Source organism: Amycolatopsis sp. VS8301801F10 (assembly GCF_046195355.1).
In the GTDB taxonomy this organism is placed as follows: Bacteria; Actinomycetota; Actinomycetes; order Mycobacteriales; family Pseudonocardiaceae; genus Amycolatopsis.
Map to the genome: position 1 here is coordinate 274,068 of NZ_CP176065.1, position 19,842 is coordinate 293,909.

At 69.5% G+C, this 19,842-nt stretch carries 18 protein-coding genes and 1 pseudogene; 5 read left to right on the forward strand and 14 right to left on the reverse strand.

Annotated features, from left to right (window positions below):
* Nucleotides 1-2: 2 nt before the first annotated feature.
* Nucleotides 3-903: pseudogene (locus F9C11_RS01240) on the reverse strand (cobalamin biosynthesis protein).
* Nucleotides 904-928: 25 nt separating this feature from the next.
* Nucleotides 929-1,612, reverse strand: coding sequence for a FadR/GntR family transcriptional regulator (locus tag F9C11_RS01245; protein ID WP_409186783.1), 684 nt, complete (start codon nucleotides 1,610-1,612; stop codon nucleotides 929-931).
* A 126-nt stretch (nucleotides 1,613-1,738) separates the two neighbouring features.
* Here F9C11_RS01245 and F9C11_RS01250 point away from each other — a divergent pair, with 126 nt between their 5' ends.
* The 4 genes from F9C11_RS01250 to F9C11_RS01265 all read left to right on the forward strand — a co-directional run bounded on the left by F9C11_RS01250 (nucleotide 1,739) and on the right by F9C11_RS01265 (nucleotide 4,539).
* On the forward strand, nucleotides 1,739-2,233 hold the full coding sequence (locus F9C11_RS01250; protein ID WP_409183116.1) for a gluconokinase: 495 nt from the start codon (nucleotides 1,739-1,741) through the stop codon (nucleotides 2,231-2,233).
* Entirely contained in the window at nucleotides 2,230-3,597 is a 1,368-nt protein-coding gene (locus F9C11_RS01255) for a gluconate:H+ symporter (RefSeq protein WP_409183117.1), read from the forward strand. The genes F9C11_RS01250 and F9C11_RS01255 overlap by 4 nt, the downstream gene beginning before the upstream one ends.
* A 94-nt stretch (nucleotides 3,598-3,691) precedes the next feature.
* A complete protein-coding gene (locus F9C11_RS01260; RefSeq protein WP_409183118.1) occupies nucleotides 3,692-4,033 on the forward strand; it encodes an ArsR/SmtB family transcription factor in 342 nt (113 codons plus the stop codon).
* Entirely contained in the window at nucleotides 4,030-4,539 is a 510-nt protein-coding gene (locus F9C11_RS01265) for an SRPBCC domain-containing protein (RefSeq protein WP_409183119.1), read from the forward strand. The genes F9C11_RS01260 and F9C11_RS01265 overlap by 4 nt, the downstream gene beginning before the upstream one ends.
* Nucleotides 4,540-4,582: 43 nt before the next feature.
* Here the strand turns inward: F9C11_RS01265 and F9C11_RS01270 are convergent, their stop codons facing one another.
* The 12 genes from F9C11_RS01270 to F9C11_RS01325 all read right to left on the reverse strand — a co-directional run bounded on the left by F9C11_RS01270 (nucleotide 4,583) and on the right by F9C11_RS01325 (nucleotide 18,772).
* Entirely contained in the window at nucleotides 4,583-5,563 is a 981-nt protein-coding gene (locus F9C11_RS01270) for an N-acetylglucosamine kinase (protein WP_409183120.1), read from the reverse strand.
* On the reverse strand, nucleotides 5,560-6,825 hold the full coding sequence (locus tag F9C11_RS01275; RefSeq protein WP_409183121.1) for a 6-phospho-beta-glucosidase: 1,266 nt from the start codon (nucleotides 6,823-6,825) through the stop codon (nucleotides 5,560-5,562). The genes F9C11_RS01270 and F9C11_RS01275 overlap by 4 nt, the downstream gene beginning before the upstream one ends.
* Nucleotides 6,822-7,712 carry a carbohydrate ABC transporter permease gene (locus F9C11_RS01280; RefSeq protein WP_409183122.1) on the reverse strand — a complete coding sequence of 297 codons (891 nt, stop codon included), beginning with the start codon at nucleotides 7,710-7,712 and terminating at the stop codon, nucleotides 6,822-6,824. Before F9C11_RS01280 ends, F9C11_RS01275 begins: the two co-directional genes overlap by 4 nt.
* Nucleotides 7,709-8,698 carry a carbohydrate ABC transporter permease gene (locus tag F9C11_RS01285; RefSeq protein ID WP_409183123.1) on the reverse strand — a complete coding sequence of 330 codons (990 nt, stop codon included), beginning with the start codon at nucleotides 8,696-8,698 and terminating at the stop codon, nucleotides 7,709-7,711. The genes F9C11_RS01280 and F9C11_RS01285 overlap by 4 nt, the downstream gene beginning before the upstream one ends.
* The gene (locus F9C11_RS01290) at nucleotides 8,695-10,071 is read right to left on the reverse strand and encodes an extracellular solute-binding protein (protein ID WP_409183124.1); all 1,377 of its coding nucleotides are present in this window, start codon (nucleotides 10,069-10,071) and stop codon (nucleotides 8,695-8,697) included. The genes F9C11_RS01285 and F9C11_RS01290 overlap by 4 nt, the downstream gene beginning before the upstream one ends.
* A gap of 25 nt (nucleotides 10,072-10,096) precedes the next feature.
* Nucleotides 10,097-11,293: an ROK family transcriptional regulator gene (locus F9C11_RS01295; RefSeq protein WP_409186784.1), complete on the reverse strand. Its 1,197-nt coding sequence runs from the start codon at nucleotides 11,291-11,293 to the stop codon at nucleotides 10,097-10,099.
* A 326-nt stretch (nucleotides 11,294-11,619) separates the two neighbouring features.
* Nucleotides 11,620-12,627, reverse strand: a complete 1,008-nt coding sequence (gene nudC / locus F9C11_RS01300; protein ID WP_409183125.1) for an NAD(+) diphosphatase — start codon at nucleotides 12,625-12,627, stop codon at nucleotides 11,620-11,622.
* A complete protein-coding gene (locus tag F9C11_RS01305) occupies nucleotides 12,627-14,018 on the reverse strand; it encodes a M16 family metallopeptidase (RefSeq protein ID WP_409183126.1) in 1,392 nt (463 codons plus the stop codon). The genes nudC and F9C11_RS01305 overlap by 1 nt, the downstream gene beginning before the upstream one ends.
* The gene (locus F9C11_RS01310; RefSeq protein ID WP_409183127.1) at nucleotides 14,015-15,307 is read right to left on the reverse strand and encodes a M16 family metallopeptidase; all 1,293 of its coding nucleotides are present in this window, start codon (nucleotides 15,305-15,307) and stop codon (nucleotides 14,015-14,017) included. The genes F9C11_RS01305 and F9C11_RS01310 overlap by 4 nt, the downstream gene beginning before the upstream one ends.
* A 9-nt stretch (nucleotides 15,308-15,316) precedes the next feature.
* The gene (locus F9C11_RS01315; RefSeq protein ID WP_409183128.1) at nucleotides 15,317-16,825 is read right to left on the reverse strand and encodes a DUF2207 family protein; all 1,509 of its coding nucleotides are present in this window, start codon (nucleotides 16,823-16,825) and stop codon (nucleotides 15,317-15,319) included.
* Nucleotides 16,822-17,925: a hypothetical protein gene (locus F9C11_RS01320; RefSeq protein WP_409183129.1), complete on the reverse strand. Its 1,104-nt coding sequence runs from the start codon at nucleotides 17,923-17,925 to the stop codon at nucleotides 16,822-16,824. The genes F9C11_RS01315 and F9C11_RS01320 overlap by 4 nt, the downstream gene beginning before the upstream one ends.
* A 4-nt stretch (nucleotides 17,926-17,929) precedes the next feature.
* Nucleotides 17,930-18,772 (reverse strand): RDD family protein, encoded by an 843-nt coding sequence (locus tag F9C11_RS01325; RefSeq protein WP_409183130.1) that lies wholly within the window; start codon nucleotides 18,770-18,772, stop codon nucleotides 17,930-17,932.
* 51 nt (nucleotides 18,773-18,823) lie between these two features.
* Between F9C11_RS01325 and F9C11_RS01330 the strand changes: the two genes are divergently transcribed.
* The gene (locus F9C11_RS01330; protein ID WP_409183131.1) at nucleotides 18,824-19,828 is read left to right on the forward strand and encodes a stage II sporulation protein M; all 1,005 of its coding nucleotides are present in this window, start codon (nucleotides 18,824-18,826) and stop codon (nucleotides 19,826-19,828) included.
* Nucleotides 19,829-19,842: the final 14 nt, after the last annotated feature.

Here is a 19,842-nt window from a genome sequence, read left to right on the forward strand (position 1 = left end):
GCTCAAGGGTTTCGGCGGCGTATTCCGGACAGCACGGCCACGATCACCGACGTTCCGGCAGCCAGCCAACCGACCACCCGGGACAGTTCCACCGCGCGCGTCACGTGCCCGGCGTCCGGATTCCGCCCGACCCCCGAGCACCGGCAACTCCACCACGCCGTGCGGATACTCGGTCCGCCCGCCGACCCGGATCTCCAGCGCCCCGGCGAAAGCGGCCTCGACGCGACCGGCGTTCGGGCTCGGATGCGCGATCGTGTCCCGCCGCCAAGCCCGCCACGCGCCGCCCGCCGAACCACCGACCACCGGCGCGCCCGCGACGGTCAGCGCGGCGGCGGCCCGGGTCGGCAGGAGGTGCACGAGTTCGTCGAGCCGGTCGAGCACCCAATGTCCGGGAAGCAGCCGGCGCAGCAAGCCGATGGTCCGCGCCGCGAGCAATCCGGGCACTCCCGCGACCGCGCCCCACAGCAACGGGGTAACGACCACTTCGGACGTGTTCTCGGCCAGGGTTTCCACGGACGCACGGGAAAGCCCGATCGTGCTCAGCCCGTCCGTCACGCGCGGGTCCAGTTCGGACAGTGTGTCGCGCGCCGGATCGAGACGGCCTTCCTCGAGATCGCGCGCCAGTTCCGTGCCCTGCGTGGCGAGCCCGGCCGCGCCGACGACCGCCCAGGTCGCCACCGCCGTCGCGGTCGCCTGCAGCACGGGGCTGCGCCGGCCGGCGCGCTCGGCCAGCACCCCGGCCGCGACTGCCGCGCCCGCGATCCCCAAGCCCGCCGCGCGGCGCGAGCCGGTGGCCGCGACCGCCCGGCGGAAGGCGGTGACCGGCGGCCGTCGCCGCGGATCGCCGAGTGCACCGTCGGCGGCCAAACCCAGAATCAAGCCGATCGCGCGCGCCGCGCTCACCTGTAGCCCCCTGAACGTGGACGATTCAGCCGCCGAGATTACTCGACACCGCGGCGGCGATTTCCTCGCGTGCCTGCTCCACGATGTCGCGCATGGCGCGTTCGGCCCGCTCCGGCTCGGCCAGGTCGATCGCCTCGGCGACCTCGACGTGCAGCGCGACCGCCTCGGGCTGCGGTTCTGCCGGCATCAGGCCGTGCCCGGTGCGACCGGCGAGCACTTCGGCGACCACTGAGGACAGCTGCGCGAACATCGGGTTCCGCGACGCGGACAGCAGCAGATCGTGGAAGGCGACGTCGTGGCCGAGAAAGGCGTCGAGGTCCCGGGCGCGCGCCGTGCGCTGGAGATGCACCGCCAGCGCGCGAAGCCGGCCGCGTTCCTCCGGCGTCGCCCGGATCGCGGCGAACCGCGCGGCACACGGTTCGACGGCCGAGCGCAGTTCGGTCAGCGTGCGCAGCGCGGCCGGCCGGTCCGCGCCGTCGAGCTGCCAGCGGATCAGCCTCGGGTCATAGTGGTTCCACTCGGCCGGCTCGCGGACGGTGACCCCGACGCGGCGGCGGCTGCTGGTCAACCCCATCGTCTCGAGGACCCGCACGACCTCGCGGGCGACCGTCCGCGAAGCCCCGTACCGCTCCTGCAGCTCCTCCGAGCGCAGCACCGCGCCCGGCGCCAGCTCGCCGCTCGCGATGGCCGCGCCGAGCTCGTCGAGCATGTCCTCGTGCCGATCATTCCCCACCGGCTCAACTTAACCCTCTGACTCGATTAAGTACTACTTCTTCTTGATTAAGTAGTACTTTTGAGTTTGACTCTCCAGGGCACAAAGACGTGGGAGGTGCGCATGACGGTCATCGTGGTGATGGGCGTATCGGGCTCGGGCAAGACGACGGTCGGCAAAGCCGTCGCGGAGGAGCTCGGGGTCGAGTACGCCGAGGCGGACACCTTCCACCCCAAGGCCAACATCGAGAAAATGACCGCGGGCCATCCGCTCACCGACGAGGACCGGGAGCCCTGGCTGGCCGCGATCGCGCTGTGGATCGCCGAGCACCAGGAAAGCGGCGGCGTGGTCAGCTCGTCCGCGCTCAAGCGGCGCTACCGGGACGTGCTGCGCGGCGGCTGGGACGTGTGGTTCCTGCACCTGCACGGCTCCCGCGACCTGCTCGCCGAGCGGATGAAGACCCGCAGCGGCCACTTCATGCCGGTCTCGCTGCTCGATTCCCAGCTCGCCGACCTCGAACCGCTCGAGCCCGACGAGCCAGGCCAGACCTTCGACATCAGCCGTCCTCCCGCCGAACTCGTCAAGTCGGCCCTCGCCGCGTACCAGGAGCGCGCATGACCACCCTCGCCGCCGGCTGGACCGGCCACGACACCCGCCTGATCCTCGCCACGGTGCTCGCCATCGCGGTGATCGTGGTGCTGATCAGCAAGGTCAAACTGCATCCGCTGCTCGCGCTCACGCTGGGCTCCGGCGTGCTCGGCCTGGTCGCCGGGATGCCGGTCGACAAACTGCTGAAGAGCTTCACGAACGGCGTCGGCAGCACCGTCGCCTCGGTCGGCGTGCTGATCGCTTTCGGCGCGATGCTCGGGAAACTGCTCGCCGATTCCGGCGGCGCGGACCGGATCGTGGACACCGTGCTCGGCCGGGTCCGCGGGCCGGGGCTGCCGTGGGCGATGGCGCTCGTGGCCGCGCTGATCGGGTTGCCGATGTTCTTCGAGATCGGCCTCGTGATGCTGATCCCGGTGGTGCTGCTGGTCGCCAAGCGCAGCGGGAAACCGGTGCTGCTGCTGGGAATTCCGGCGCTGGCCGGGCTGTCGGTGCTGCACGGCCTGATCCCGCCGCACCCCGGCCCGCTGGCCGCCGCCGGTTCGCTGAACGCCAACGTCGGCCTCACCCTCGGCCTCGGCCTGCTGGTCGGGCTTCCCACGGTGATCATCGCCGGACCGCTGTTCGGCCGCCTCGCCGCGAAGATGGTGCCGGACGCCGCGCCGCCCGCCCGGCTAGTGCCGGAATCCGGGGGCGCCGACGAAAAGCACCGGCCGAGCTTTGCCGCGACGCTGGCCACCGTGCTGCTGCCGGTCGTCCTGATGCTGGCCAAGGCACTCGCGGACATCCTGGCGGAGAAGGGAAACCCGGTCCGCCGCGTCCTGGACTTCATCGGCGACCCGCTCGTCGCGCTGCTGCTGGCGGTCCTCGTCGGCATGGTCGTGCTGGGCCGCCCGGCGCGGCTGAACCGGGAACGGCTGTCGTCGATCATCGGCGATTCCCTCGGCCCGATCGCCGGGATCGTGCTGATCGTGGCCGCGGGCGGCGGGTTCAAGCAGACCCTCGTGGACGCCGGGGTCGGCGACGTGATCACCAGCCTGTCCAAGGGCGCGAACCTGTCCCCGCTGCTGCTCGGCTGGCTGGTCGCGGTGGCGATCCGCCTGGCGACGGGCTCGGCGACGGTCGCGACGGTCTCCGCGGCGGGCATCGTGGCCCCGTTGGCCGCGACGCTGGACCCGACGCACAACGCGCTGCTCGTGCTGGCCATCGGCGCCGGATCGCTCTTCTTCTCGCACCTGAACGACGCCGGGTTCTGGCTGGTCAAGGAGTACTTCGGGATGTCGGTCGGCCAGACGCTGAAGAGCTGGTCGGTAATGGAGACGGTGATCTCGGTGGTGGCGATCGCGCTGATCCTGCCGCTCGGCGCACTGCTCTAGCGCTCCCCCTCCGGCCGCTGGACTCCGCTCGCGCGGAGACCAGCGGCCGTTCTTCCGGTTGACATGTGACCGTTTGGTCACCTATCCTCGGTGCGTGCCCGACGAGGACCTGGTTTTCAAGGCTCTGGCGGATCCGACCCGCCGGTTCCTGCTCGACCTGCTCTACGAGCGCGACGGCCGCACGCTCACCGAGCTGGAGTCCGAAGTGGACATGACCCGGTTCGGGGTGATGAAACACCTCAAGCTGCTCGAGGAGGCCGAACTGGTCACCTCGCGCAAGGAGGGGCGGGAGAAACGGCATTTCCTGAACCCAGTCCCGATCCGCCAGATCCACGACCGCTGGATCGACAAGTACACCGCACACCACACCTCGGCGCTGCTGGACCTCAAAGCTCAGCTGGAAGCCGAAGAAACCTACAAGGAGCCCGGAAAATGAGCGACACCACGACCGTTCAGGTCAACCGCGTCTACATCAAGGCCACCCCGCAGGCGGTGTGGGACGCCATCACGAAGCCGGAGTGGACGCAGAAGTACGGCTACACCGGACTGGCGGAGTTCGACCTCAAGCGCGGCGGCAAGCACCGCACCAGGCCGACGCAGGAGTTCGTCGATTCCGGTTTCACCAGCGATCTCCTCGACGGCGAGGTGCTCGAGGTCGACCCGCCGCGCAAGCTGGTGATCACGTGGAAACTGCGGATGGACCCGAGCCTCGTGGCCGAGCCGTACACCACGCTCACCTACGACATCGAGGAAACGCAAACCGCGGGCACCCGGCTCACCGTCACCCACGACGTCACCGGCGCGCCGAACCACGCGGCTCTCGTGTCCGGCGTGCACGAGGACATCAACGCCGGTCCCGGCGAGAACGCGGGCGGCGGCTGGGCGTGGGTCCTGTCGGACCTGAAGTCCGTTCTGGAGACGGGCAAGAACCTCACCGCCTGAGGCGAGAGTGGGGTGGCTGCTTTTCGGGCAGCCACCCCACTTCTCACGCGCGTTGCGTCGCAGCCTTCAGCGCGGCTTTCGCGGCGTCAGAAGCCCCGAGTTTGTCCAAACCGAACAGTGCGGCTCCGACAACCGGGTTCACTTCCACCACGCGCACCTGCGCCCGTGGTGCCACCTTCAGACAACGCCGTTCGATGTCCGCGATCACGGACGCCCCGACGCCGGTCAGCACGCCGCCGCCGAGGATGACCTCGGGGGATGACGTCGTGAGGTCCAGGCGGCGCATGATCGCGGCCACCAGCAGGCTCACTTCCTCGGCGAACCGCGTCACCACGTCCTGCGCGACCTCGTCACCGGCCGCGGCCACTTCGAACAGCAGCGGGCAGAGGCCGTGGATCGAGGCGGCGTCGATTTCCTCGAAGTGCAGGCCCTGCACCACATCCAGCAGCGTCGAGGCACCGTAGTACTCCGCCACCGCCGACTCCAACGCCGTCCGCGGGCCGCGGCCGTCTTCGGCGCGGACGGCCCACCACAGGGCTTCCTCGCCCAGCCGGTACCCGCCGCCCCAGTCGCCGGACACCTTGCCCAGCGCGGGAAAGCGATACGACCGGCCGTCCGGGGCGAAGCCGGCGCCGTTGATGCCCGCGCCGCACACCACCGCTACCCCGGTGCCGTCGGAACTTCCGGCTCGCAGCAAAGCGAGCACGTCGTTGCCGACGTCCAAAGTGGAACTCCAGCCGCGCGCCGACAAAGCCTTGTGCAGTGCCTCTTCTTCGCGGGGGAAGTCGAGGCCGGCCAGGTAGGCCGACGTGTGCACGGCGAACGGCGGTTCAGTCGGCAAGCCGCCGGAGCAGAGGGCTTCCTGAACGAATTCTTCCAATGCGGCAACGCATCCGTCGACTCCGACGCGCTGGGGAGAAACGCCGGGGCCGCGGGACGCGCCGAGCACGACGCCGTCCCGCGAAACCACCAGCACCTCGGTTTTGCTGTTCCCCCCGTCGATCGCGACGACGGCGTCGCTCATGCCCGCGCCCAGGGCAGGAAATCCCGGTTGCGTGCGACGAGTTCGTCCGCGAGCTGGTCCGCCTTGGCGTACTGGCCGACCAGCGGATGCGCGAGCAGCGCGTCCGCGACCCGGTCCCGGCCGCCCTTGATCGCGGCGTCCAGTGCCAGGTACTCGTACGCGGTGACCCCGGCGATCAGTCCGGCGAACCGCGGCTCGACCGGGGACTGCGGGATCGGGGTCGCGCCCGCGGAATCCACAGTGGACGAAACCTCGATCACCGCGTCGTCCGGAAGGAAGTCGAACGTGCCGTTGTTGCGGACGTTCACCACGTGCTCCTCGGCGGCACCACCGGAGGTGAGCGCGTGCACGAGCTGCACCGCCGCCTCCGAGTAGTACGCGCCGCCGCGCTTCTCCAGCGACTCCGGCTTCGTGACCTGCTCCGGGTCGAGGTAGATCTTCAGCAGTTCTTCCTCGACGTCGCTGACCACCTCGGCCCGCGGCCGCTCGGTCTGCTGCTTCGCGACCTGCGCGTCGTGCGAGTAGTAGTACTTGAGGTAGTACGACGGCACGGCCTGCATCCGCTGCATCCACTCGACCGGCACGCTGACCTCTTCGCCGAGGTATTCCGCGTGCTGGGCAAGAAGTTCCGGCAGCCGGTCGACGCCGTCGACCAGGACGCCGCGCTCCCAGCTCAGGTGATTCAGTCCGGTGTGGACCAGCTTAACGTCGCCGGTCGAAGCGCCGAGCAGCTTCGCGAACTTGCGCTGCAGGTTGATCGCGACGTTGCACAGGCCGACCGCCCGGTGCCCCTCCTGCAGCAGCGCGCGGGTGACGATGCCGACCGGGTTGGTGAAGTTGACGATCCAGGTGTCGTCGCCGGCGACCTTGCGCACGCGTTCGGCGATGTCGAGCACCACCGGCACCGTGCGCAGCGCCTTCGCCAGGCCGCCCGCACCGGTCGTTTCCTGGCCGACACACCCGCACAGATGCGGGAAAGTCTCGTCCGACGCGCGTGCCTTCTGACCGCCGACCCGCAGCTGAATGAGGACCGCCGACGCACCGTCGACCCCCTCCTCCAGGTTCGCGGTGGTGCGCACGCGAGCCGAATGCCCCGCGTGGTTCAGCAGCCGCTGGCTGAAATCGCCGACCGCCTCGACCCGGTAGGCGTCCGGGTCGATCAGCACGATCTCGTCGACGTCGAGCGAGGCCCGCCGTCCGGCGATGCCGTCGATCAGCTCCGGCGTGTAGGTGGACCCACCGCCGACCACTGCCAGTTTCATCCCTTGACTCCCGTGAACGTGATGCCCTTGACGAACGATTTCTGCGCGAACACGAACAGCACGATCACCGGCAGCATGATCAGCGCGGTCGCGGCCATCGTGAGGTTCCATTCGACGTGGTGCATGCCTCGGAAGGACGCGATCGCCAGTGAAAGCGGCCAGTTGTCTTTGTTCTCGCCCGTGTAGAGCAGCGGGCCGAAATAGTCGTTCCAGGTGAACAGGAAGCAGAACATCGCGGTGGCCGCGATCCCCGGCTTCGCCATCGGGATCAGCACCCGCGTGAGCACCCGGAACTCGTTGCAGCCGTCGATCTTCGCCGCTTCCAGGTAGTCCTTCGGAATGGTGAGGAAGAACTGCCGCAGCAGGAAGATCGAGAAGGCGTCGAAGAAGAAGTACGGCACGATGAGCGGCACCAAAGTGCCGGTGAACCCGAGCCGCACCCACAGGTCGTACAGCGGAACGACGGTGACCTGCGGCGGCAGCATCATCGCGACCACGACGAGCATGAAGCACAGGTTTTGCCCGCGCCACCGCAGTTTCGCCAGTCCGTACGCCGCCGGGATCGCCGAGACCAGCGCCCCGATCGTCGCCAGCGCCGAGTACAGCAGGCTGTTGCCGAAGTACTCCAGCAGCGGGGCCTTCTTGAACACCTCGACGAAGTTCTCGAAATGCCATTCGGTCGGCCACAGACTGGAGGTCATCGCCTGGTCGCTCTTCATCACCGAGGTGAGGAGAACGAACAGCAGCGGCAGCATGAAGATCACGCCGAGCGCGATGCCGACCGCGTGGGTGGCCACAAAGGACAGGTTCTTGTCCCAGCGCCGCTTGAACTTTTCCCGCGGATGCACCGGAGGAGCCGGACGCGGTGGTGCCGAAAGCGTCGTCATGCTCCGTCCTCCTGATGTTGCGTCTTACGCATCTGCCGCACCAGAATCCAGGTGAACCCAGCCGAAACCAGGAACAGCAGCACCGCCATCGCGGCCGCGTAACCCATGTTGAAGTACCGGAAACCCTGGACGTACAGCCAGATCGGATACGTCAGCGTCGAGTTTTCCGGCGCACCAATCAGTTTCGAGTTGCCCGCGACGTCCGCGGTACCCGCCGAAGCAGAAGCGGCGACGATCGCCTGGGTGAAGAACTGCAGTGCGTAGATCATCGAGTTGACCACGCCGAACAGCAGCACCGGCGAGATCGACGGCAGCGTCACGTGCCAGAACCGGCGCACCGGACCGGCCCCGTCGAGTTCCGCGGCCTCGTACTGCTCGGCCGGAACGTCCAGCAACGCGGCCAGGATGATGATCATCAGCTCGCCCGAACCCCACAGCGCGAGCAGCGTCAGCGCGGGCTTCGACATTTCCGGGCTGTTGAACCACAGTCCGCCGTCGATGCCCACCAGCCTCAGGAACCGGTTCACCGGACCGAATTCCGGGTTGAACACGAAGACGAACGCGAGCGTCGCGGCCGCCGGCGGGGCGAGCGCGGGCAGGTAGCAGAGCGTGCGCACGATGCCGACGCCCGACTTCAGCCGCGAGATCACCGACGCCACGCCGAGCGAGAACAGCACTCGGCAGATCGTCAGGATGATCACCAGCCACAACGTGTTGTACGCGGCGGTTTTCACCAGCGGTTCGCTGGTGAACATGCGCACGTAGTTGTCGAACCCGATCCACTGTGGAGGGTTGATCAGGTCGTAGCGGGTGAACGAGTAGAACAGCGTCGCGCCGAGCGGGTAGGCGAAGAAGATGAGGAACCCGAGGGCGGCCGGCGCCATGAACCAGAACACCGTGCGCCGGCGCTTGGCCCGGGGAGACCCCCGCCGCGCCTGGTTCGACGCGACAGGGGTTCCGGTTTCCGCTGTGGTCAGCGTGGTCATCCGCCGGCGCCCTTCTGCGCCAGTTCGTCGTTGATCTGCGCGTCGACCTTCTTCAGGCCCGCGTCCAGATCAGGCACCGACCCGGCCTGCCACTTCTCGGCGAAGTCGTTGACCGCCTTGAGGAACGCGTCGCCGATCGGCGTGGTCGGGTTGGCGACCAGCTTGCCGCTGTTGTAAATGTCGGTGAAGGTCTTGAACTGCGGCGGCATCTTCAGGTTCGGCGAGTTGAGCGAATCCTTGGTGCTCGGCACGTTGTTCAGGCCGTTGGCCATCTCGACCAGAGTGTCGGTGTCGAGCGAGGCCTGCTTGATCAGCTCCCACGCCGCGCCCGGGTTCTTCGCGCCCTTTGGGATCGCGATGATCGTGCCGGTGCCGAACCCGCCGCCGTACTGGCCGGCCAGGCTGTCGAGCACCGGGGCGGGCGCGGTGCCGTAGTCGAGCGAGGGCACCTGGTCCTTGATGAACGCGGTGCGGAACTCGCCGTCGTAGATCATCGAAAGCTTGCCGGTCTGGAAACCGTTGTCCTTCGAGTACTCGTCACCGAGACCGGCCTTGAACTTCTCGACCTTCTCGTGCCCGCCGTAGAAGTCGATGAGCTTCTTCTGGAACTGGAACATCTCCTTCCAGCCGGGGCTGGAAGCGAGCGACGATTTGCCGTCCGGGCCCATGAACTTGGCCCCGAAGTTCGGCGCCCAGTACTGCGCCTGGTTGGCGTAGAACGGCATCGACGGCAGGAAGCCCGCGGTCTTGATCGAACCGTCCGGGTTGAACTCGGTGAGCTTCTTGACGTCCTCGAACAGTTCCGTGGTGTTCTTCGGCGGACCGGCGATGCCCTTGGCCGCGAACTGCGCCTTGTTGTAGAAGAACCCGTACACGTCGGCGAGCATCGGCATCGCGCACCGCTTGCCCTGGTACGACGTGTAATCGCGGACCGCCTGCGGAATCTGCTCGAGATCGATCTTGTCGCGCTCGAGGTAGGGCTTCAGGTCCTGGAAGCTGCCGGTGGAGCACCACGCGCCGAGGTTGTCGGTGTAGAACGAGATCGCCACGTCCGGCGGGTTGCCGCCGCGGATCGACTGGGTGAGCTTGTCGTCGTCCTGGTTCCCCTCGTGCTTGATGGTGATGTTGGGGAACTTCGCCTTGAGCTTGTCCAGCGCCTTCGTGACCACGCCGTACTCGCGGTCGGTGAACTTGCTGTAGACGGTGATGGTGAGCTTGTCGTCCTTGTTCGGCGGGGCCGCGGCGTCGCCGCCGCCTGCGGGAGCGGCGGCGCCGCACGCGGCGGTCGCCAGCAGCGAACTCGCCGCGAAGGCGCTGAGCAGCAGAGATCCGCGCTTGCGCGCGATTCTCCGGATGCGGGTCGGAGCGGACATGAACCCTCCTGTCCTTAGGGTGGGTCTACTCGGTCGGGGACGGGGCTTGCTCTCCGGCGGACCGGCGCGGCCCGAGGAGCGTGGGGGTGACGACGCCGAAGACGTCCTCACGGGCGGTGGCGAGCGCGGACTGCAGCGCACCGGCGCGCACCGCGTTGCCCTGCACCGAAGCGACGCCGACGGGCGTGCGCGGCAGGACCAGTTCGTGCAGTTTTTCCGCGACGATCCCGGCGAACTCGTCGCCGCCGGCGCGGCTGGTCTCGCCGCACAGCAGGATGAGCTGCGGGTCGGCGACCGCGACGAGGCTCGCGACCCCGCTGGCGACGCGCCGCGCGAGATCGTCCAGAAACCCTTGGTGTGCCGTGCGTCGAGCCTGCGCGACGGCATCCCATCCGCTGTCCGCGGTGATGCCGTGCGCCTTGGCGAGCCGGACGATCGCGGACGAGTCGACCAGGTTGCCGTACCGCGCTCCGGCCGACGGCCAGCTGTCGCCAGTGTCCACAGTGGCCGGATCGGGAACGCGCATCCAGTCGATCTCGCCGCCCCCGCCGGTCGCGCCGCGCAGCAGCCGCCGTCCGATGACGACCGCGCCGCCGACGCCCTCGGACAGCCAGACCAGCACGAAGTCGTCGACGTCCTGCGCGTTGCCGACGGTCATTTCCTCAACCGCGACAAGGTTTACGTCGTTCTCGATCTTGACCGTGACGCCGAGTTCGTCGCTCAGCCGCTTCGGCACGTCGAACCCGAGCCAGCCCGGGATGTGCGGGGCCGAGGACAGCAAACCGGTGCGCGGGTCGAACGCGCCCTGCGCGCCGATGACCACATTGGCCAGATCGTCGAGCTGCAGGCCCGCGGACTTGGCGACCCGGCGCAGCGCCTGGCCGAACGAACCGACGACGTCCGCGTCCTCGGCCACCGGAAGCTGCACGCGGTACTCGGCGAGCACGGCTCCGGCGACGTCGGCGACCACGAAGTCCGCGACCCGCGGGGTGAGGTCGACGGCCGCGACGTGCGCGAGCGCGCCGTTGACCGCCCACAGCTGAGCCCGCGGCCCGCGCCCGCCGCCCGCGCGCTCCCCCGCTTTGCCGACGAGATTGTCCTGCTCAAGCCGGGTGAGCAGCTGCGCGGTGGCCGGTTTGGACAGCCCGATGACGGCCTCCAGCTCGCCCCGGGTCATCGGCCCGTTCCGCAGCAACGCCTCGATCGCCGCGCGGTCGTTCATCTCGCGCAACGTTCGCGGACTGCCGGCTCGCACCTGGCTGCTCCTTTATTAGGAAACTTTACAGACGGTTTTCCGGGACTGTAGTGAGCGCGGCCACAGGACGTCAATGGGCTCGGGAAACAGCGGGGTAACGGCTTGATACCGCGAGATGTCCGCGCTAGGCGCAGGGTGACCGGGCGAACGCGCAGGGTTGGCCGAGGCGGACCGCGGGCAGGGCGTGGTCCGGGGCGGGGAGGCCACGACGCAACAGGGCCTCGTGAGTGGCTAGGCCGGTTCTCACCGGCGTCGCCGCTCACGAGGCCCAGAGGCACACATCGCCGAAAGAGCTACTCCTCGGCTTCCGCCCACGCTTTCAACATCACACGGGCGATCGACGAGTTGCCCGGCAACAACAGATTCGACGCACCACCCGCGATCGGCGTCGGCACCCCAGTCCCCGCGTTGCGGAACGCCGCCCGAACGTCCTCCCGGGACACCCACAGCGCTTCCTCGATCTCGCCCTCCGCCGGGACCAGCGGCGCGTCGCGGTCCGCGCGCGCGGTGAAGCCCAGCATGATCGAGCGCGGGAACGGCCACGGCTGGCTGCCGAGGTAGCGCACGTCCCGCACCTCGATCCCGGCCTCCTCGCGGATTTCGCGGACGACGCAGCCCTCCAGGGACTCCCCCGCCTCCACGAATCCGGCGAGCACCGAGTACCGGTCCGGCGGCCAGATCGGCTGCCGCGCGAGCAGCACGTGCGAACCGTTGACGCCGTCGAGGTCGTGCACCAGGCAGATCACCGCCGGGTCGGTGCGCGGGTATTCCTCGTGGCCCTTGGCTTCGCAGCGGCTGGCCCAGCCGAACTGGATCAGCTGCGTCGGCGAGCCGTCGCGGCTGCAGAACCGCGACTGCCGCCGCCAGTTCCGCAGTGCCTGTGCGGTGGTGAACAGCCCGGCCGACGTGTCGTCCAGCTGCTCGCCGTAGCCTCGCAGCTCGACCCACAGCTCGCCGTTGGCGCGCGGGACCTCCTCGATCACGCCCCAGCTGCCGGCCAGCCGCACGGTGTCGACGTCGCCCTCGATACTGCCGGGCAGCGACCAGTAATCGATGTCTTCCCACTCGCCGAGGAACACCGCGTCGGCGGGCGGTTCGGTGCCGAAGTCCATCGCCTTGCGGGTGGCCAGCGAACAGCTGCCCTCGACGACCGGCGTGCGGCCGGTGTCGTCGAGCAGCACCACGCGGGCTTCCGACCATTTCGCGGCGAGCCGCTCCGGGTTGGTGCGCAAGGTTTCCTGCCGGTCCACTGTGGAACGGGACAGCGTCGGCAGGGCCCCTAGTTCGAACGGAACGCTCATCAGTCCTTCTCGCTTGCCGAAACTCCCAGCGCGGCCAGCTTCGGCGCGAGCAGGTCCGCGTCGCCGACCACGACCCCGGTGAACCGGCCCGGCGCGAAGAACTCCGCCGCGGCTTCGGCGACCTGCTCCGCGGTGACCGCCGCGAGCCGCTCCGGGTGGCTCTGCAGCCACTCGATGCCGAGGCCGTTCGACGCCAGCGCCATCAGCTGCCCGGCGAGCCCGCCCTGCGACGACGTGCCGGTGACGAGCGAGCCCATCGCGTACTGCCGCACCGATTCCACCTCTTCGGCGGTCGGCGGCACGGTGCCCAGCCGGAACAGCTCGTACCGGGTTTCCAGGTACGCCGCCGCGGTGACCTCGTTGGCGGTGTCCGCGTCCACATTGACCACTGCCGTGTCGCCGGTGAACTCGAAGCCCGAGTGCGCGCCGTAGGTGTATCCCTTGTCCTCGCGGATGTTTTCCACCAGCCGCGAGGAGAAGTACCCGCCGAACGCCAGGTTCGCCAGCTGCAGCGCCGGGTACCGCGGATCGACGCGCGGCACCGTCTGCGCGGACAGCCGGATCTGCGACTGCACCGCACCGGCACGCGGCACCAGCAGGACGTTGCCGCCGGTCAGCGTGGGCAGCGGCGGCAGCACGACGGCCGAACGGTCCGACTTCCAGCCGCCGAGCGCGCGCTCCAGCTCGGCCGGAACCTCTTGCGGGTCAAGGTCTCCGACCAGCACGAGCACCGCACCGCGCGGCAGCACCGAGGCGGTGTGCAGCGCGCGCACCTGCTCGGCGGTCACCTCGGCGACGTCCTCCGCCTGCGGAACCTCGCGGGTCGCCGGGTGATCGCCGTACCGGTGCTTCTGCAGGGCTTCGCGCGCGATGGTGCGCGGCTGCGTGCGCGACACCGCGATGCGCTCGATCAGCCGTTCCCGCTCGCGCGCCACCTCCGCGTCTCCGTACGTGGCGCCGGTGAGCACGTCGCCGAGCACGTCCAGCAGCGTCGGCAGACCGTCGGACAGCGCGGTGCCGCCGAAGTACAGCCGCTCCGGGTCGACGCCCGCGTTGAGGTCGCCGCCGATCAGCGCGACCTCGGCGTCGATTTCCACCCGGTCGCGCCGCGCGGTGCCGGTGAGCACGGTTTCCGCGAGCACCTCCGCGGTGGCCGCGTGCATCCGGTCCTCGCCCGCGAACGGGATCCACAGCCGCAGTTCGACCATCGGGACGCTCGCCTTGCGCACCGCGAGCACGCGCAGCCCGTTGGAGAGCTCGGTGTCCACATGGGACAGATCGGCGGCGGCGCGCTGGTGCCCGAGCGGGGGCAGCGGACGCGGTCCGGCGGCGGTGCGGCCGATCTCCTCGGCGCTGCGGTGTGCGGCTTTGACCTGTTCAGCCGAGGTCACTGTTCCGTCCCTTCGGTGCTTGCGGGCTTCACGACGAGCACGGCGCGCGCGTCCGGGCGCAGCGCCTTCGCCGCCGCGGACACGGCCTCGCCGGAGACCGCGGACAGCCGGTCGGCGAGCTGGTAGACCAGCGACGCGTCGCCGTAGAGCAGTTCGAACGCTCCGAGCGCCAGCGTGCGCGACACGAGCCGGTCGTGCTCCGCGTGCAGGCTCGCCGCCCAGCGCGCGGTGACCTTCTTCAGTTCCTGTTCGTCCGGCGGCGTGGACGCGAGCTTCTCCAGCTCCTCGTCCAGCGCGGCCAGCACCCGCTCGCGCGGCACGTCCGGCGGGTGGATCGCGGTAATGGTGAAGGTGTCCGGATCGCGCGCCTCGAACGGGCCGAAGAGCCCGGCGCCCGCGCCGACGTCGACCACCAGCGGTTCGACGTGCACCAGCCGCTGCTGCAGCCGTGAGCCGTCACCGTCGGTGAGCACGCCGGCCAGCACCAGGTAGGCGAGGTAGCCGTCGAGGTCGTTGATCGGGTCCGGCATCCGGTAGCCGACGGCCAGCGCGGGCAGCGGCGCGTGCGGGTCGGTGTGCTCGCCGTTCAGCTGTGCGGTGGGCAGCGGCTCGGAGAACGACGGGCGCACCGGAGCCGGCCGGTGCGGGACGTCGCCGAAGTGCTTCTCGACGAGCGCCTTCGCCTCCTCGACCTCGAAGTCGCCCGCGACGGTCAGCACCGCGTTGGCCGGCGAGTAGAAGGTGTCGAAGAAGGCGGCGCAGTCGTCCAGCGTCGCGCCCTCGAGATCTTCGAAGGCGCCGTAACCGTCGTGCGCGTTGGCGAAAGTGGAGTACAGCACCGGCGGCAGCAGGATCCACGGGAATCCGCCGTACGGCCGGTTGCGCACGTTCAGCCGGATTTCCTCCTTGACGACCTCGATCTGGTTCGCCAGGTTCTCCGCGGTCAGCTTCGGCGCGCGCATCCGGTCGGCCTCGAGGAACAGCGCGCGTTCCAGCGCCGCGGCGGGCAGCACCTCGTAGTAGTCGGTGTAGTCCGGGTGCGTGGAACCGTTGAAGGTGCCGCCGCTGGACTGCACGTGCCGGAAGTGCGCCAGTTTCTCCAGGCTTTCGCTGCCCTGGAACATCAGGTGCTCGAAGAGGTGCGCGAAACCGGTCAACCCCTCCGGCTCGGAACGGAAGCCCACGTCGTAGTGCACGCTGACCCCGACCACCGGCGCGGTCGGGTCAGGAGCGAGCACCACGCGCAGACCGTTGTCGATCGTGAAACGGAAGAGCTCGGGATCGGCCATGCCTCCACCCTACGCAGGCGCGGGCGTCTTCGGCTCGTCCGGTCGGAGGTGCCTCGCGCCCTCGAACGCGACGGTCAGTGCGGCCGCGAATCCCCTGGTCCGCACCAACGGCACAACGTCCTCGCCGGACGTGCCGTACCAGTACGCCGTGAGCGAACAAGCGTTAACTAGCCAAGCGTCCGCTTCCCCCAGCGCGTACGCGTACGGGAGCGCGCGAGAGGCGAGCAGTTCGTCGTCCGGCGCTTCCATGGCGAGCAGCTGTGCGTTGAGGCCGAGAAGGCGGTCTCGGAGGTCTAGTCCGGCCTTCGTCCGCGTCGGCAGCAGGTGCGCTGCGGCGGTCACCGCGAGGCCGGTGGCGAGAAGCACCAACCCGAGTTGTGCGTAACCGACGGTGAAGGCCAGTAGGACAGTGAGGAAGACGCCGTACCCACATAGCCGCGGGCCGATCTTCGACAGCCGCTTCGGAGAGCGCCAGCCGCGACGGACCGTGTCCGCGACCAGTTCGCGTACGCCTGCTTCGCGTACTTCGGCGAGCGTCGCGGCTTCGCCGGGCACAGCGGCTTCGTACACCGCGCGTTCGAAGGCGGTTAGGTGTGCGTCGGGCGGGTTGCGACGTACGAGGGTCCAGTTGCGCAGGCCGTCTTCGCTGACCCATAGATAGTTACGGACGCATAAGTCGAGCACTGTCGCGGCTAGATCGACGGAGCTGACGCGTCCGGTGAGAAGCAGTCCTACGTGTCCAGGGAGCACGCCGTCCGGAGAAGAGAAGCGACCGTGGTCGAGGAGCTGTACGGGGGTGGCGCGACCGGGCTGTCGGTCTCGTCGGCGGCGTACGAACACTGTGACGACACCGGCGATCGACAGCACGGCGAAGGCTAGCCAGGCCCACCACACTGGCGCGCTCGCGGCGAAGGGGCCGTCGGGGACGAGCCGCTCGGTCGCGGCGACAGTGCCACCGGGAAGTTCGGCGGTCAGCTGTACGCGCGATCCGGGCTGGAGGTTCGGCACTGAGACGCGGGTGAGGCCGGAGTGGTCGATCTGTGCGGCGCCGCAGCGGGTCGTCGAGCCGGGCGGTCCGGCGAGGCAGCTGAGCGCGTCCGGGATGGCGGGCGCGGCGAAGGTCGCGCGGACCAGTTCGAGGCGGGTGTCCCAGCCGCTGGCGACGTCCCAGGTCACATGCTCGACGCCGAGGCTCGTGCCGACCGCACCGTCCACTGTGTACCGGAGCACGGACGTTCCGCCGCGCAGGTAGAAGGTCACCTGGTCGGTGCCGGATTCGGCGTTGCCCGCACCCTCGATGCTGAGGTCGCGGATGCCGAGGACGCGACCGTTGGCGCGCAACGGAATGGTGCGGCTCATCGAGGTGTCGCGCGGTACGGAGACCGCTTCGGTGACGGACAGGCTGCCGTCGTGCTGGACCTTCAGCGCTACTTCGACACTCTGCGGCAGGCCGGGCAGCGACGGCGGGTCTTGCGCCGTGGCGAGCAGCGGGATCAGCAGCAGAGCGGCGAGTTTCATTGCGCGGACACCGCCGAGCGTCGTTCGGCCAGTGCTTGGATCGCGTCGATTTCGGCGGCCAGCGGGGATTCGGCTCGTGCTGCCGGAGCGCCCAGCGCGCGGCCACGGCGGGGTTGAACGAGCGGAGCGGCTAGGAAGGTGGCGATTCCGGCGATCAGCAGCGCGACGCCGATCAGCGCCTCGCCGACGGTGAGGGCGAGGACGACGGTCGTCACGATGCCCGCAGCGGCCAGGAGGAGCCCGGCTAGGCGGACGTGCGGTTGCCTCGCGGACAGCCGGCCATGGCGATGCGCTTCGGCGTCGAGAAGGGCGCGCAGTTGCGCCTGATCCGGCCGCGCGGCAGAGAGCGGACCCGGCGGGAAGGCCGTCTTGACCGCTAGTTCGAACGGCGTGAGCGGATCGGCTTCGCCGTGGCTGACCCGACCGTCGGCGATGCGCAGATGCCCGCGGGCGACGAGATCGAGGACCGTGCCGGTGAGGTCGAGTTCCCCACGCGGCCTGGCGCGGCGACGCAGCACACCGGCGCCGATGAGCAGGTAAAGCACTAACGCGAGACCACCGAGGACAGTCGGGAATCCCGGCGCGAAGGCGGCCAACGGTCCAGTGGGGACAAACCGGGCGTTCTCCGGCAACGGTCCGGTTTGGACGGCCAGCTCGATCCGATCCCCTTGGCGCAGAACGTTCTGCTCGGCATGCGCGCCCCCGCGGCGGAGTTCGGAAAACGTGCACTGCCGAGACGACCCCGGCCGACCGGCGTAACAGTCCGCTGTGGACACGCCCGGCGCGCTGAAGGTGGCGGTGACGCGGTCGACCGAACGATCCCAGCCTCCGGTGAGCTGAACCCGAACCTGCCCAGCCGCGACCGCACCGTCCACTGTGTACCTGACAGTGGCTGGCCCGGTGACCGTGACCGTCGTTCCGTCGGCGGTAGCAGCGCCGGAGATCTGGAGATCAGTGATCGAATAAAGCCGGTCCTCGTCGTCGCTCACCGGTACCCGCTCGGCGATGCGGTGCCTGGCGGGTGCGTCGGTGACGATGCGCTCGATGACCGTCAGCTGACCGTCCTGCGCGGTGGTGACGGTGACGTCGTCGGCGAGCATGTCCTCAGCTCGGCGGGGTGAACGGATTGTCGGACTTCGGCGGTGCCGGAGGCGGAACCGGCGGCGGCGCGTAGGAACCGTACTGCGGCGGCGCGATCCGGGCGTGGTCGCGGTTGCGGCGTTCGGCCAGCACCGCGGTGAGGAAGACCCACGGCGGCATCCCGTGCGGCAGCGGCACCCCGATCGCCGCCGAAATCTGCTGTGCCAGGCTGAAGCCGAGCGACGCGGCCGCTTCCGGGCGCAGATCGTGGTAGCGGCCGAGGTACTGGCGGGCGGCCATGGCGAGGTTGTCGGTGAGGCCGCTGAGATCGAAGTGCGCGGCCCACGCTTCGAGGCCGGGCGGCACCGCGAGAATCGCCTGCGCGGACTGCGGCACGCGTTCGCGGATCACCAGGGTGCCCGCGAGATAGTCGCCGACGCGGCGGCCGTTCGACGACGACAGCGACACGATGACGGCCACCGCGCCGAGGAAGCCGAGCGCCCAGAAGTCGACGAAGAAGCCGGCGAGCGCGCGGGTCAGCGCGTGCCGGAAGCTGATCGGGCCGCCGTCGAGGCGCACCACGCGCAGGCCGAGCGCGAGTTTGCCGAGGGAACGGCCGCGGCTGAGCGTTTCGAACAGCACCGGGTAGCCGATCACGACCAGCACGAACACGGTCAGCATCAGCGCGACGGTGAGCGCCGAGTCGAACGACCCCGCGGTCAGCGTCAGCGCGACGAGCACGAGCAGCAGCAACGCGGCCTGGACGAGGACGTCGAGCAGCATCGCGACCGCGCGGCTGGCGAGCTTCGCCACCCGCAGGTCGAGGACGACGGCCTCACCGGTGACGAGATCGGACTCTTCCTGCACGAGGCCAGCGTAGAGCGCCTGCCTCTATCCTTGCGGTGGAGGAGGTGGCCGGTGGACGTCGACGTGTTCGTCGCGGTGCACAGCGCGGAGTGGAACCGGCTCGGCGAGCTCGCCGGACGGCGCAGGTTGACCGGTCCGGAGGCGGACGAGCTGGTCACGTTGTACCAGCGAACGGCGACGCACCTGTCGATGATCCGCTCGACCGCGCCCGACCCGGCCTTGCTGGCCAGGCTGTCGGCGCTGGTCGCGCGCGGTCGTTCGGCGGTCGCCGGTTCGCACAGCCCGGCGTGGCGCGAGGTGGCCCTGTTCTTCACCCGCCGCTTCCCGGCCGCGGTGTACCTGAGCCGCCGCTGGTGGATCCCGGCGGCGCTGCTGTCGGTCGCGGTGATGGCGGTGCTGGGCGTGTGGATCGCGGGCGACCCGCAGGTGCGCGCGTCGCTGGTGTCGCCGGACGAGGTGAAGGCGATGACCGCGCCGGGCGGCCAATACGAGACGTACTACTCGGACGGCCCAGCGGCGTCGTTCGCGGCGAAGGTGTGGACGAACAACGCCTGGGTGGCGGCGACGTGCCTGTTCCTGGGCGTCGCGCTGGGCTTGCCGGTGATCGCCGCGCTGTGGATGAACTCGCTGAACGCCGGAGTCGCGATCGGCCTGATGTCCTCAGCCGGCCGCGGCGACGTGCTGCTGGGCCTGCTCCTGCCCCACGGCCTGCTGGAACTGACCGCGGTCTTCATCGCGGCGGGCACGGGGTTGAAACTCGGCTGGACGGTGGTGGACCCGGGCCGCCGCTCGCGCAGCGCGGCGCTGGCCGAACAGGGCCGGTCAGTGGTGGTGATGGCGCTGGGGCTGGCGTGCGTGCTGCTGGTGTCGGGGGTGATCGAGGCCTTCGTGACGCCGTCGGGCTGGCCGACGTGGCTGAGGATCGGCATCGGGGCGGTGGTGGAGCTGCTGTTCCTGACGTACGTGTTCACGCTGGGAAGGCGGGCCGCACTGGACGGCGAAACCGGGGATGTGGACCGGCGGGCCGCCGGAGACGCCCTTCCGGAGGCGGGGTAGAAGGAACCCGGCGG